11 protein-coding genes are annotated in these 13,187 nt (G+C 71.9%); 7 read left to right on the forward strand and 4 right to left on the reverse strand.

The genetic code is table 11. The annotated features are described in order from the left end of the window. Nucleotides 1–175: 175 nt before the first annotated feature. Both BS73_RS13120 and BS73_RS13125 read right to left on the reverse strand, forming a co-directional pair. Nucleotides 176–1,555: a M16 family metallopeptidase gene (locus BS73_RS13120; protein ID WP_037579382.1), complete on the reverse strand. Its 1,380-nt coding sequence runs from the start codon at nucleotides 1,553–1,555 to the stop codon at nucleotides 176–178. A 53-nt stretch (nucleotides 1,556–1,608) separates the two neighbouring features. Continuing rightward, a complete protein-coding gene (locus BS73_RS13125) occupies nucleotides 1,609–3,036 on the reverse strand; it encodes a M16 family metallopeptidase (protein ID WP_084704021.1) in 1,428 nt (475 codons plus the stop codon). Nucleotides 3,037–3,476: 440 nt separating this feature from the next. On the opposite strand from BS73_RS13125, the gene BS73_RS13130 reads away from it, so the two are divergent. The 7 genes from BS73_RS13130 to BS73_RS13160 all read left to right on the forward strand — a co-directional run bounded on the left by BS73_RS13130 (nucleotide 3,477) and on the right by BS73_RS13160 (nucleotide 11,562). Beyond that, a complete protein-coding gene (locus BS73_RS13130; RefSeq protein WP_037572021.1) occupies nucleotides 3,477–5,933 on the forward strand; it encodes a DNA gyrase/topoisomerase IV subunit A in 2,457 nt (818 codons plus the stop codon). A gap of 275 nt (nucleotides 5,934–6,208) precedes the next feature. Continuing rightward, nucleotides 6,209–6,952, forward strand: coding sequence for a DUF6082 family protein (locus BS73_RS13135; RefSeq protein ID WP_051939880.1), 744 nt, complete (start codon nucleotides 6,209–6,211; stop codon nucleotides 6,950–6,952). A gap of 269 nt (nucleotides 6,953–7,221) precedes the next feature. Continuing rightward, entirely contained in the window at nucleotides 7,222–7,458 is a 237-nt protein-coding gene (locus BS73_RS13140) for a hypothetical protein (RefSeq protein WP_037572023.1), read from the forward strand. A 158-nt stretch (nucleotides 7,459–7,616) separates the two neighbouring features. Next, nucleotides 7,617–8,381, forward strand: coding sequence for a hypothetical protein (locus BS73_RS13145; RefSeq protein ID WP_322987261.1), 765 nt, complete (start codon nucleotides 7,617–7,619; stop codon nucleotides 8,379–8,381). 179 nt (nucleotides 8,382–8,560) lie between these two features. Further along, nucleotides 8,561–9,490 carry an ABC transporter ATP-binding protein gene (locus BS73_RS13150; protein WP_084704022.1) on the forward strand — a complete coding sequence of 310 codons (930 nt, stop codon included), beginning with the start codon at nucleotides 8,561–8,563 and terminating at the stop codon, nucleotides 9,488–9,490. 5 nt (nucleotides 9,491–9,495) lie between these two features. After that, entirely contained in the window at nucleotides 9,496–10,392 is an 897-nt protein-coding gene (locus BS73_RS13155; RefSeq protein ID WP_235215397.1) for an ABC transporter permease, read from the forward strand. Between the two features lie 105 nt (nucleotides 10,393–10,497). After that, nucleotides 10,498–11,562: an ABC transporter substrate-binding protein gene (locus BS73_RS13160; protein ID WP_051939881.1), complete on the forward strand. Its 1,065-nt coding sequence runs from the start codon at nucleotides 10,498–10,500 to the stop codon at nucleotides 11,560–11,562. A gap of 48 nt (nucleotides 11,563–11,610) precedes the next feature. Here BS73_RS13160 and BS73_RS13165 read toward each other — a convergent pair whose 3' ends face one another. Both BS73_RS13165 and BS73_RS39505 read right to left on the reverse strand, forming a co-directional pair. Further along, the gene (locus tag BS73_RS13165) at nucleotides 11,611–12,357 is read right to left on the reverse strand and encodes a response regulator (RefSeq protein ID WP_051939882.1); all 747 of its coding nucleotides are present in this window, start codon (nucleotides 12,355–12,357) and stop codon (nucleotides 11,611–11,613) included. Further along, nucleotides 12,354–12,698 carry a sensor histidine kinase gene (locus tag BS73_RS39505; protein ID WP_322987309.1) on the reverse strand — a complete coding sequence of 115 codons (345 nt, stop codon included), beginning with the start codon at nucleotides 12,696–12,698 and terminating at the stop codon, nucleotides 12,354–12,356. The genes BS73_RS13165 and BS73_RS39505 overlap by 4 nt, the downstream gene beginning before the upstream one ends. Between the last annotated feature and the right edge of the window lie 489 nt (nucleotides 12,699–13,187).

Below are 13,187 nucleotides of genomic sequence, written 5' to 3' on the forward strand. Positions count from 1 at the left end.
GCGTCGGCGCTGCGACTCGACCCGCACGGTGACCTCCTCCTCTCCACTGGTTCTCGCTCGGCCGCGGACATCCGCCGCGGGCCGGTGGATCAATTGAGCCATGGGCCGCCGGGGAGGGGCAAACGGTTTTGCTCCGGCCGGCGGGGCGCCCGCGCACACGGGCGCCCCGCTCCCCTCAGGCCGGGACGACGGTGACCTCGCCGATGCCCAGCGCGCGGACCTCCTCCTCGATCGCCGAGGCATCGCCGACCAGCACGGTCAGCAGCCGGTCCGGCTGGAAGCCGGCCACCACCGCGGCCGTCGCGGCCTCCGTGGTGGTGTCGTTCATCCGCTGGTAGAGACCCGCCTGGTAGTCGTCCGGCAGCTGCTGGGCGACCTGGTCGGCGAGGGTGCCGCAGACCGCCACCGCCGTCTCGTACCGCAGCGGGGCGATGCCGACCAGGTTCTGCACGGCGATGTCCCGCTCCTCCCCGGTCAGGCCCTCGGCGGCCAGGGTGCGGAGCACCTGCCAGGCGTCGGCGAGCGCCGGGGCGGTGGAGGGGGTGTCCACCGAGCCGGAGATGCCGAGCAGCGCGCGGCCCTGCCCCTCGGCGCCCGACCGCAGCGGCTGGGCGAAGGCCCGGACACCGTAGGTATAGCCCTTCTCCTCGCGCAGCACCCGGTCCAGGCGGGAGGTGAGGGTGCCGCCCAGGGCGTAGGTGCCGAGGACCTGGGCCGGCCACTCGGGGGCGTGCCGGTCCGGGCCGAGCCGGCCGATCAGCAGCTGGGTCTGGACCGCGCCGGGGCGGTCGACGATCACCACCCGGCCGCGCTCTCCGGGGTCCGCGGCCCGCACCGGGGCGGGGACGCCGGGCTCGGCCGAGTCGCCCTGCCAGGCGCCGAGGGTGCGCTCCAGGATGCCGTCCACGTCGCCGGCCGCCGTCAGGTCTCCGACGATCACGGCGGTGGCGGTGGCCGGCCGGACGTGTGCCCGGTAGAACGCGCGGACGGCCTCGGCGTCGATCCGCTCGACGGTCTCGGCGGCGCCGGCCCGCGGCCGGGAGATCCGGTCGTCGGCCGGGAACAGCTCGGCGTAGAGGGCGATGGCGGCCCGGCGGGCCGGGTTGGCGCGCTCGTGCTGGATCTCGTCCAGGCGGTTGGCGACCACCCGCTCGACCTCGGCGTCCGGGAAGGCCGGGGCCCGTACGGCGTCCGCGAGCAGCGAGAGGCCGCGCTCCAGACGGGAGTTGGGGACCTCCAGGGAGAGCGAGACCACGGTGTGGTCGGCGTGGGCGTCCAGGGTGGCGCCGGCCCGCTCCAGCTCGGCGGCGAACGCCTCGGCGTCCAGGGTGTCGGTGCCCTCGCTGAAGGACCGCGCCATGATGGTGGCGACGCCCTCCTGCTCCCGCGGCTCGGCGGTGAGCGGGGCGTCCAGCACCAGCTCGACGGCGACCAGCTGCTGGCCGGGGCGGTGGCAGCGGAGGACGGTGAGGCCGTTGGGCAGGGCGCCGCGCGCGGGGGTGGGGAAGGCCCAGGGGGTGGCGGGGCCGGGCTCCGGACGCTCGTGGAAGGTCATCTCGGTGAGCGGCGCGCCGCCGGCCGACGGGGTGCCTTCGGTCTGGCTGGTCGTCACGCGGCGTCTCCCTTGCTGCCTTCGGTCTTGCTGCCGTCGGTGTCGATCCCGCCGGTGTCGGTCCCGTCGGTGTCGATCCCGTCGGTGTCGGTGTCGTCGGGCGTGTCGCCCTCGGGGCCGTCCTCTTCCTCGCCCGGCTCGTACGTCAGCACCGCGCGGTTGTCGCGGACCAGATGGCGGGCGGCGGCCTCGCGGACCTCCTCGGCGGTGATCTCCAGCAGCCGGCCGACGGCGGTGTCCACCAGCCCGGGGTCGCCGAAGAGGACGGCGTAGCGGGCGAGTTCGTCGGCCCGGCCGGCGACCGTGTCCAGCCGGTCCAGCCACTCGCGCTCCAGCTGGGCCTGGGCGCGTTCCAGCTCCTCCTCCGTCGGTCCCTCGGCGGCGAAGCGGGCCAGCTCCTCCTCGACGGCGGCCTCGATCTCGTCGGTGCCGGCGTCTCCGGAGGTCTTCACGTCCAGCCAGCCCAGCGAGGGCGCGCCGGCCAGCCGGAGCAGGCCGAAGCCGGCCGTGACGGCGGTGCGGTCGCGGCGGACCAGGCGGTTGTAGAGCCGGCTGGACTCGCCGGCGCCGAGGACGGTGAGCGCCACGTCGGCGGCGTCCGCCTCCCGCCCGCCGTCCTGCGGCAGCAGATACGCGGCCATCAGGGCGCGGGCCGGCACGTCGGCGACCACGTGCTCGCGGCGCTCGCCGCTGAGGGTGCCGTGCGGGATGGCGCCGGAGCGCGGCTCGGGCTTGCCGTCGTGGCCGGGGATCGAACCGAAGTACTTCTCCACCCAGGCGAGGGCCTGCTCCGGGTCGATGTCGCCGACCACGGCGAGCACCGCGTTGTTCGGGGCGTAGTAGGTGCGGAAGAAGGCCTGGGCGTCCTGGAGGGTGGCCGCGTCGAGGTCGGCCATCGAGCCGATCGGGGTGTGGTGGTACGGGTGGCCCTCGGGGAAGGCCATGCCGACCAGGCGCTCCAGCGCGGTGCCGTAGGGCACGTTGTCGTAGCGCTGGCGGCGCTCGTTCTTGACCACGTCCCGCTGGTTGTCCAGGGAGGCCTGGTCCAGGGCGGTGAGGAGGGAGCCCATCCGGTCCGCCTCCAGCCAGAGGGCGAGCTCCAGCTGATGGGCCGGCAGGGTCTCGAAGTAGTTGGTGCGTTCGAAGCTGGTGGTGCCGTTCGGCGAGCCGCCGGCCGCCTGGACCAGCTCGAAGTGGCCGTTGCCCGGCACCGACTTGGACCCCTGGAACATCAGGTGCTCGAAGAGGTGGGCGAGCCCGGTGCGACCCGCCGCCTCGTGCCGGGAGCCTACGTCGTACCAGAGGCACACCGCGGCGACGGGGGTGCGATGGTCCTCGGAGAGCACCACGCGCAGTCCGTTGCGCAGGCGGTGCTGAGAGATGGTGGGGCCTCCGGTGCCGGAGGCGGGGGCCGGGTTGGCCATCCGCGTGTCGTCCTTCCGATCGGGCTCCGTGAAGGCTCCATTGTGCTGCACCGGCGCGGGCGCCGGGCGGCGGGAAACGGCGGGGACGGGCGGCGAGCCGGGCGGCGGAGGCGGGCAGCGGGGGCGGGGGCTCGCCGCCCGGCCGAGGCGAAGCCGCCGCGGGGCCGCGCGGGGCTGCCGCAGGGCCGCGCGGGGCCGCCGCAGGGCCGCACCCGGCCGCCGCAGAGCCGCGCGCGGCCCGCGTACGGTGGCGCCGGAGGAGCTCCGGGAAAGCTCCCGGAGACCCGCGGGGGGCGCCGATCGACCCGACGGGTGGGGTTGCGGGCCGGGTTGTCGGTGGTTGGGGCCACAATGGGGGGCCGAAAGGTACGGTCGGTCCGCCCAGCCGATCCGGTCAGCCCACCCCGAGACGACCCCGAGATAGAGGAGCCCAACCCGCGATGGCCCGCCGCAGTTCGCAGTCCCCGCCGCCGGAGGACTTCGAGGAGCGCATTCTCGACGTCGACGTCGTCGACGAGATGCAGGGCTCCTATCTGGAGTACGCCTACTCGGTGATCTACGCCCGCGCGCTGCCCGACGCGCGGGACGGGCTCAAGCCCGTCCACCGCCGAATCCTGTACCAGGCCGGGGAGATGGGCCTGCGGCCGGACCGCGCCCACGTCAAGTCGGCCCGCGTGGTCGGCGAGGTGATGGGCCGTCTGCACCCGCACGGCGACCAGGCGATCTACGACTCGCTGGTCCGCCTCGCCCAGCCGTTCTCCATGCGGCTGCCGCTGATCGACGGCCACGGCAACTTCGGCTCGCTGGGCAACGACGACCCGCCGGCCGCGATGCGGTACACCGAGTCCCGGCTGACCGCCGCCGCGCTGGCGATGACCGACTCCATCGACGAGGGCACGGTCGACTGGGCGCCGAACTACGACGGCAGCGAGCAGGAGCCGCTGGTCCTCCCGGCGGCCTTCCCGAACCTGCTGGTCAACGGCGCGTCCGGGATCGCGGTCGGGATGGCGACCAATATGCCGCCGCACAACCTCGGCGAGGTGGTGGCCGCCGCCCGGCATCTGGTGAAGCACCCGAACGCCGACCTGTCCACGCTGATGAAGTTCGTGCCGGGCCCCGACCTGCCGACCGGCGGCCGGATCGTCGGCCTCGGCGGGATCCAGGACGCGTACGAGACCGGGCGCGGCACCTTCAAGATCCGGGCGACCGCGACCATCGAGAACGTCACGGCCCGGCGCAAGGGCATCGTGATCACCGAGCTCCCGTACAACGTGGGGCCGGAGAAGGTGATCTCGAAGATCAAGGACCTGGTCGGCTCGAAGAAGCTGCAGGGCATCGCGGACGTCAAGGACCTCACCGACCGGGCGCACGGGCTGCGCCTGGTGATCGAGGTGAAGAACGGCTTCGTCCCCGAGGCCCTGCTGGAGCAGCTGTACAAGCTGACCCCGCTGGAGGAGTCCTTCGGCATCAACAACGTCGCCCTGGTCGACGGGCAGCCGCTGACCCTGGGCCTCAAGGAGATGCTCGAGGTCTACGTCGACCACCGCTTCGACGTGGTGCGGCGGCGCAGCGAGTTCCGCCGCACCAAGCGGCAGGAGCGGCTGCACCTGGTGGACGGCCTGCTGGTCGCGCTGCTCGACATCGACGAGGTCATCCGGCTGATCCGGGAGAGCGACAACTCGGCGGACGCCAAGCGGCGGCTGATGGAGCGGTTCGGTCTGACGGACGTCCAGACCCAGTACATCCTGGACACCCCGCTGCGCCGGCTGACCCGCTTCGACCGGATCGAGCTGGAGTCGGAGCAGGAGCGGCTGCGGGCGGAGATCGCTGCGCTGACCGAGATCCTGGAGTCCGACCAGGTGCTGCGGAAGACCGTCTCGGACGAACTCGCGGCCGTGGCCAAGCAGTTCGGGACGCCGCGGCGGACCGTGCTGGACGACGGCTCGGGCACCGCGCCCGCGCCGATCACGCCGGCCGATCTCCAGGTGGCGGACGACCCCTGCCGGGTGCTGCTCTCCTCGACCGGCCTGCTGGCGCGGACGGCGAGCACGGAGGCCGGGGAGGGCGGCGGCAAGCGCGCCAAGCACGACGCCGTCGTCTCCGCGGTGCCGGCCACGACGCGGGGCGAGATCGCCGCGGTGACCACGGCCGGGCGGGCGATCCGGCTCACCGTGGTCGACCTGCCGCAGCTGCCGGAGACCAGCGCGGCGCCGAACCTGGCGGGTGGGGCGCCGATCTCCGAGTTCGTGGAACTCGCCGCCGGCGAGCGGGTGCTCTGCCTCACCACCCTGGACGAGTCCTCGCCCGGCCTGGCCCTGGGCACCCGCCAGGGCGTGGTGAAGCGGGTGGTCCCGGACTGGCCGGCCAACAAGGACGAGTACGAGGTCGTCTCGCTCAAGGACGGCGACGAGATCGTCGGCGCGATGGAGCTGCGCACCGGCGAGGAGGACCTGGTCTTCATCACCTCCGAGGCGCAGCTGCTGCGCTTCCCCGCCTCCTCGGTGCGCCCGCAGGGGCGCCCGGCGGGCGGCATGGCCGGGATCAAGCTCGGTCCGGACGCGAAGGTGATCTCCTTCGCCGCGGTCGACCCGACGCAGGAGGCCCTGGTGGTCACGGTCGCCGGCACCGCGGACGGCACCCTGGACGGCCTGGGCGGCACGGCCAAGGCGACGCCCTTCGACCAGTACCCGCGCAAGGGGCGGGCGACCGGCGGGGTGCGCTGCCAGCGCTTCCTGAAGGGTGAGGACCGCCTGGTCTTCGCCTGGTCCGGCCCCACCCCGGCGTACGCCGCCACCTCCACCGGCGCCCCCGCCGAACTCCCCGGCCGGGACCCCCGCCGAGACGGCTCCGGCGTCCCCATCGCCAAGCCGATCGCGGCGGTGGCGGGGCCGGCGTAGCGGCGGACCGCATACCGGCAAGTCCCCACATAACCACCTCAATCGCGGTGGGGATGTGGGGACTTGGCGTAATGGTGCCGTTTTCGACGGAGGCCGGTCGGGAATGACCGCTATGGGTCGGCAGCGGGGCCTCTCGGGCCAGGCTTCCGCTCTTCCGGCCTTCCCCCTCGCCCGGACCGACCGACCGACGACGTTCGGCGTCACCGGGCCAGGGCTTCGGCCAACCCGCCGCCAGGCGGCCGTCCGGCCCACAGCCGAGAACGGGGGTTCCGGCAATGGCCATGAGCGAAGAGGGCGCGACGGGCGCCGAGCACAGCAGGACAGCCGACGTCAGCAGCCACTTCTCGTTGCTGCGCTGGACCGTTCTCGGATGCGTTCTGCTCGCCCTGGTCGGCATGCTCTGCATCGTCCTCAGCGGCTGGATGATCCGCGGTGTCGAAGCCCTGTGGGGCGGTCCGGCCCAAGCCGAGACCATGGGCACCACCGGCCAGTACTTCGACGCCGTCGGCGCGATGTTCTCGGGTTTCGCCCTGACGCTGGCCATCGTGGCGACGCTGCTGCAGCGCCGCGAACTGCGCGAGCAGCGCGGTGAGCTGGCGCTGCAGAGACGTGCCCAGGAGGAGCAGAACAAGCACCTGCGGATGTCCGCGGAGGCAGAGCTCCGCAACCTCCACGTGGACCTGCTGAGGATGTCGCTCCACGACGACTCCCTCGCCGAGTTCTGGGAATCGCCCGGCTACGACACCCCCGAACACCGCCGCCAGTTCCTCTATGCCAACCTCGTCTACTCGCACTTCTTCCTGCACTTCAAGCTGGGCCTGCGCAGTTACGAGGAGATGATCGGCCACATTCAGTCGGACCTCTGCCGAAGCTCGGTCTTCCGGGCCTACTGGCAGGCTTCCAGACGGGGCAAAGAGGTCTTGAAGCCCGGGTCAGCGGAACATCAGTTCGTCGCTCTGGTCGAGGAGGCGTTTCGACGCATGCCCGGCCCGGACAGAGGCGATGTTCAAGCGGCGTAGACCGCATTCCTCCCGGCGCCCACCCGAGCCGCGCAACCGGTGGATGGCCGAAAACGAGACACCGGCCCCCTGGGTCGGAATACTGTGGCCACGTCAACTCGTCCGTCCTTCTAGCCACCCTTTGGAGGGGTGGCACGGCCTCCAGACACCCGTTGGAGGGTTGGCGGTTTGCAGCCCCCCGGTGCATTCCTGAAAAAATGGCACATAACCGGAAGTCAGCTCAATTGCGCTGACCTTTTCGTCCCTACCCGATGGAAGACCACGGACTCGTGCACATCACCCGCCGTATCGGCGCATCCCCACGGGAGCGCGGCAGCCTGGGCAACAATTCCTGCCCGGACATCTTCGAGCTGGATGACGGCCGGTTCGCCGTGATCGGGACGGAGATGACCGCAGAGCTGGACCCGAGGCTCCCTCCCGACGCCTCGCGCGCCGACTACGAGCGGATCGTCGTCATCACCCGGGACACCCTGCTGCGGGCGAAAAAGGACATCCCGGACCTCTGACTCCACGCCGACGGGGCCCGTTGGGTGCGATGTTCGGTGTTGTTTCCGGACGGGCCCCTGGTGCGGGTGGTGTGTTCGCGTCAGACTGCTGAGTCATGAGGACTCGGGGCGGGGTTGTCGCAGCAGGTGTCGGCGCGGCGTTGGCGTTGCTCGTGGGAATGGGGAACGCGCAGGCCGCGACCGGGAGCTGGACGCAGACCGGAAGCAGTCTGCAGTCGACGCTGAGCGCGGGCGAGGGCGTGGCCACCAACGGCTCGTCGGTGGTCTACCGGGGTACGACGTCGATCCCGCTGTCCGTCGCCGCGCAGGGCTGGACGCACATCGGCGATCCCGACGTCGCCGGCGGGTACGTCTTCGACGCCTACCAGAGCGGCACGAGCAGCCCGACCAGCAAGATGTACCGGGTGACCACCCCCGCCGGCCAGTCCTACGAGTACGTCCACCAGCTGGTGAGCGGGGAGCTGTACAACAACTCCTTCGACGCCGTCTCGCCGGACTCGCAGTGGATGGTGTCCGGCGAGTGGGGGACGATGGATCACCTGCAGGTGTACCCGACTCCGCTGCTGAACCCGGCGACGCCGAAGACCGGAGGCGCGCTGGACCTCTCCGGCGAGATCGCGCTGAGCTCCCCGGTCACGGACGTGCAGGGCTGTGACTTCACCTCGGCCACGCAGCTGGTCTGTGCCTCGGACGACGCGAACAAGGACCTGCTGGAGGTGGACCTGCCGGGGCCGCTGACCGGCGGCGACACCACGGGCCAGGTCAGCGTCATCGGCCAGGTGCCCACGCAGAGCGACTGCTCCGGCAGCGGGGAGACCGAGGGCGTGGACTACGACCCGGCGTCCGGGACCCTGCGCCTGGAGATGATCCAGCCGGGCGTCTGCAAGGTGGTGACCTCCGTCTACACCTACCAGCGGGGCTGAGCGCAGGCACCGAACGCGAACGCCGAGCGCGAACGCCAAGCGGCGAGCGCCAAGCGCGAGCGCCGAGCAGAATGCGCGGAACATGCGGTAACGCGGTCTGCGCGGTTTGTTCGAGCAAGATGTTCCTGCCGCCCGGCCGCTCCTAGGTTCTCCCTCGACCCACCGAGAGGAGAACCCCGATGGCCGCCCAGACCGATCGGGCGACGAGCCCGCCGCCGGACACCCCCGCCGGCTCCCCCGGCTCCGCCGGCCGCGGAGCACGCATCGAACTCACCAACGTCACCCGACGGTTCACCTCGCCCTCGGGCGAGCTCTTCACCGCGATCCGCGAGGTGAACTTCACCGTCGAGCCCGGCGAGTTCTGCGCCGTGGTCGGCCCGACCGGCTGCGGCAAGTCGACCACCCTCGGCATGGTGTCCGGGCTCGACAGCCCCAGCGGCGGCACCGTCAGGGTGGGCGGCGCGGAGGTCAAGGGCATCACCCCGGGCGTCAGCTTCATGTTCCAGCAGGACGCCCTGCTGCCCTGGAAGACCGTGCTCGGCAATGTCGCGATGGGCCCGACCTTCCGCGGCGTCAGCAAGCAGAAGGCGCACGCGGACGCCCGCGACTGGCTGCGCCGGGTCGGCCTGGACGGCTTCGCCGACCACCACCCGCACCAGCTCTCCGGCGGCATGCGCAAGCGCGCCAGCATGGCGGCGGCACTGATCAACGAGCCGTCGATCCTCCTCATGGACGAGCCCTTCGGCGCGCTCGACGTGCAGACCAAGGCCATCATGTCCAACGAACTCCTCGGCCTCTGGGAGGAGTTGAAGCCCAGCGTGCTGTTCATCACCCACGACCTGGAGGAGGCCGTGGCGTTGGCCGACAAGGTGGTCGTGATGACCTCGCGTCCCGGCACCATCAAGGGCGTCTTCGAGATCGACCTGCCGCGCCCGCGCGGAGCCGTCCAGGAGATCCGCTTCGACCCGCGCTTCCTGGAGCTCCACCACCAGATCTGGGAGTCCCTGCGCGAGGAGGTCGACGCGGCCTACGCGCAGACCCAGGGCGCGGCCGCCGGCGCCGGTGCCGGCCAGGGCAGCGGAAGCGGCAGCGGAAGCGAGGGGAAGTGAGCAAGGTGGCAGAGAACCTGTCGGAGCACCAGGTCCGCTCGACGCTGCAGGCGGAGATCGACTCCGACGAGGCGACCGTCGCCGCCCGCGCCCGGCGCAGGCATCTGATGCGCCGCTGGCGGATCCTCGGCGGTCAGCTGCTCTTCGCGGTGGTGATCATCGGCGGCTGGCAGCTCTTCACCGACTGGGGAATCGTCGACGACTTCTTCGTCGGCCAGCCCAGCGGCATCGTGCACCAGGTCGTCGACTGGTTCCAGCACGGCACCGAGTTCGGTTCGATCTGGACGCAGATCGGCGTGACCATGGAGGAGGCCCTGCTGGGCTTCGTCTACGGTGTGGTCGGCGGGGTCATCTTCGGTGTGGTGCTGGGTCAGTTCCGTTTCCTGGCCGAGGTGCTGGGCCCGTTCATCAAGATCGTGAACGCGGTGCCGCGTATCGTCCTCGGCTCGATCTTCGTGGTCATGCTGGGCCTCGGCACCCCGTCCAAGGTGCTGCTGGCCTCGGTGCTGGTGTTCTTCGCGGTGTTCTTCAACGCCTTCCAGGGCGTGCGCGAGGTGGACCGCATCTTCATCTCCAACGCCCGTGTGCTGGGCGCCTCCCGGTGGCAGATCACCCGGCACGTGATCCTGCCCTCCGCGCTGACCTGGATCACCGCCAGCCTCCACGTCGCCTTCGGCTTCTCCATCATCGGCGCGATCGTCGGCGAGGTGCTGGGCGCCCAGCAGGGGCTCGGCCTGCTCATCAGCAGCGCGCAGAACCACTTCAACCCCGACGGCGTCTTCGGCGCGATGGCCATCATCGCCGTGATCACCCTCGTCGCCGAGGGACTGATCAGCCTGCTGGAGCGGCGCCTGCTGTCCTGGCGTCCGCCGTCCCCGGCCGAGACCAGCGCCGGCGTGTAGGCGAGAAGCCGCCCCGGCACTCGGTCCCCTGAGCGCACCACCCGTTGCCACCACCGTTCGCACAGCCCGTTCACACAAAGACGTGATCCGAAGGGACGAACACCCATGTCCAGCAAGAGCCGCACCAGAGTCCGCATCGCCGCCGCCGTCGTCGGCACCCTCGCCCTCACTGCCGGGGTCAGCGCCTGCGGTGGCGCCACCACCGTGAAGAAGGGCGCCAACGGCCTGCCCACCGTCACCATGATGGTCGGCGGTATCGACAAGCAGATCTATCTCCCCTACGAGCTGGCCCAGGGCCTCGGGTACTACAAGAAGTACGGCGTCAACATGCAGCTCAGCACCGAGACCGCGGGCGGTGTCGGCGCCGAGGACGCGATGGCCTCCGGCCAGGTCGACATGGCCGGCGCCTGGTACATCCACACCATCGACTTCCAGCAGAAGGGCAAGGACGTCGTCTCCGTCGCCCAGCTGAGCGGCGCCCCGGGCGAGCGCATCATGTGCAACCCGAAGTCCGGGGTGAAGACCCCGGCCGACTTCAAGGGCAAGTCGATCGGCGTCACCGACCTCGGCTCCGGCACCGACGACCTGGTCCGCTTCCTCGCCTCCAAGACCGGTCTGACCACCAAGGACTTCCACCGGGTCGGCGTCGGCGAGGGCTCCACCCTGCTCAGCCAGCTCCAGCAGAACCGGGTGGCCTGCGCCATCACCACCCAGCCGACCGTGAACGCGGTCGAGAAGGCCGGCGCCGGCGTGCCCACCATCGACCTGGCCACCACCGCCGGGGTGAACAAGTGGCTCGGCGGGCCGCTGCCCTCGGCCGCCGTCCTCACCCGCGCGGACTGGGTGAAGGCCAACCCGGACGCCACCCAGAAGGTGGTGGACGCCCTGGTCGCCACGATGCACTACATCGCCACCCACAGCGCCGCGGACATCGCCGCCCACCTGCCCGCCAGCTATGTGGAGAACGGCCTGACCACCAAGGCCGACTACATCAAGACGCTGACCGAGGACAAGGGCCAGTTCCTGCCGGACGGCATGATGCCGGCCAACGGCCCGCAGACCGTCCTCAACGAGGACAAGGCGGCCGGCAACGTCTCGGGCAGCGTCGACCTGTCCAAGACCTACACCAACCAGTACGTGATCGCCGCCCACAAGAAGCTCGGCTACTGACACCAGCTCAGCTGATAGACCGTCACCACCGCTGCCGCGTCCGGGCGTTCACGCCCCGGCGCGGTAGCGGTGTTCCGGGCGGCCGGTGGAGCCGTAGCGGAGTTCCAGGCGGACCACGCCCTCCCGGGCCAGGTAGGAGAGGTAACGCTGGGCGGTGGCGCGGGAGACGCCGGTCAGCTCGGCCACGTCGTAGGCCGAGAGGTCGCGTCCGGCGGACCGCACGGCGTCCCGCACCAGGGCCAGCGTCGGCGCCGAGTGCCCCTTGGCCGGGACCGGCGGCAGGACGTTGGGGCGGGCCGCGTTGAAGATCGCGTCCACCTCCTCCTGGCCGTGCTCCACGGCCGGGTCGAGCGCGGCGACCCGGCGGCGCAGCTCCCGGAAGGCCGTCAGCCGCTCGGCCAGCGCGGCGAATCCGAAGGGCTTGACCAGGTAGCCGACCGCGCCCAGCTGCATCGCGGTGCGCACCGAGCCGACGTCCCGGGCGGCGGTGATCACGATCGCGTCCGGCCGCGCGGCCGCCCCGGCCGCGGCGCCGGCCTCGGCCTCGGCGTTGAGCCGGCGCAGCACGTCCAGCCCGCTGCCGTCCGGCAGGTAGACGTCCAGCAGCAGCAGTTCCGGCCGGAGGGTGTGCACCGCGTCCAGCCCGTCCTCCACCGCGGAGGCCTCGCCGACCACGCTGAAGCCCTCCACCCTCCGCACATAGGCGGCGTGGATCGCCCGCACCCGGAAGTCGTCGTCCACCACCAGCGTCCCGATCGCGGGGCTCGGCTCCGGTCTCACGTTCTCGCTCCTCATCTCAGTATCCCCGCGCCTGTCCCCACCCCCACGCCGGTCCCGGCGAACACGCCCTCGGCGCTCTCCGGCGGCTCCGCGCCCCCCAGCGGCAACGGCAGCTCCACCGTGAAGACCGCCCCGGGCGGGCCGGACCGGACGTCGATCCGCCCGCCGTGCCGCAGCACCAGCCGGTGCACCAGCGCCAGCCCGAGTCCCCGGCGCGCGGTGCCGCGCTCCGGCTTGGTGGACCAGCCGTCCTGGAAGATCCGCTCCATCCGGTCCAGCGGTATCCCGGGACCGTTGTCCTCGACCCGCACCAGCACCCGCCGCCCGGCGGCGTCCTCCGCCAGCCGCAGCCGCACCCGCCCGGGCCGCCGCCCGGGCCGCCGGCGCCGGCGCCGCCGCCAGAGCGGGCGCGGGCGTCACCGTCACCGTGGCCGTCGCCGGGGGCGGAGGCCGCCGCGTCCACCGCGTTGTCCACCAGGTTGCCGACGATGGTCAACAGCCGGGAGAGATGGGCCGGCTCCTCGGAGAGCCAGGAGTCCTCGTCGAGGCTCAGCTCCACCCCGCGCTCGGCCGCGACGGTGGTCTTGGCGACGATCAGCCCGACCATGGTCGGATTGCCGATCCGCTCCCGCACCGACTCGGTCAGGGCCGGCTCAGCGCCCGCGCACTCCGTCGCGAACTCCTGCGCGGCCCCGTACTCGCCCAGCTCCAGCAGCCCGGAGAGGGTGTGCATCCGATTGGAGAACTCGTGCTGCTGGGAGCGCAGCGCGTTGGTCAGGCCCCGCACCGAGTCCAGCTCGCGCAGCAGCCCGACCATCTCCGTGCGGTCCCGTACGGTGACCACC

Source organism: Phaeacidiphilus oryzae TH49 (assembly GCF_000744815.1).
GTDB lineage: Bacteria > Actinomycetota > Actinomycetes > Streptomycetales > Streptomycetaceae > Phaeacidiphilus > Phaeacidiphilus oryzae.

Coding starts and splice junctions, on each gene's coding strand:
- BS73_RS13120 (WP_037579382.1), bottom strand. CDS start 1,555: ATGACCTTCCACGAGCGTCCGGAGCCCGGCCCCGCCACCCCCTGGGCC.
- BS73_RS13125 (WP_084704021.1), bottom strand. CDS start 3,036: ATGGCCAACCCGGCCCCCGCCTCCGGCACCGGAGGCCCCACCATCTCT.
- BS73_RS13130 (WP_037572021.1), top strand. CDS start 3,477: ATGGCCCGCCGCAGTTCGCAGTCCCCGCCGCCGGAGGACTTCGAGGAG.
- BS73_RS13135 (WP_051939880.1), top strand. CDS start 6,209: ATGGCCATGAGCGAAGAGGGCGCGACGGGCGCCGAGCACAGCAGGACA.
- BS73_RS13145 (WP_322987261.1), top strand. CDS start 7,617: ATGGGGAACGCGCAGGCCGCGACCGGGAGCTGGACGCAGACCGGAAGC.
- BS73_RS13150 (WP_084704022.1), top strand. CDS start 8,561: ATGGCCGCCCAGACCGATCGGGCGACGAGCCCGCCGCCGGACACCCCC.
- BS73_RS13160 (WP_051939881.1), top strand. CDS start 10,498: ATGTCCAGCAAGAGCCGCACCAGAGTCCGCATCGCCGCCGCCGTCGTC.
- BS73_RS13165 (WP_051939882.1), bottom strand. CDS start 12,357: ATGAGGAGCGAGAACGTGAGACCGGAGCCGAGCCCCGCGATCGGGACG.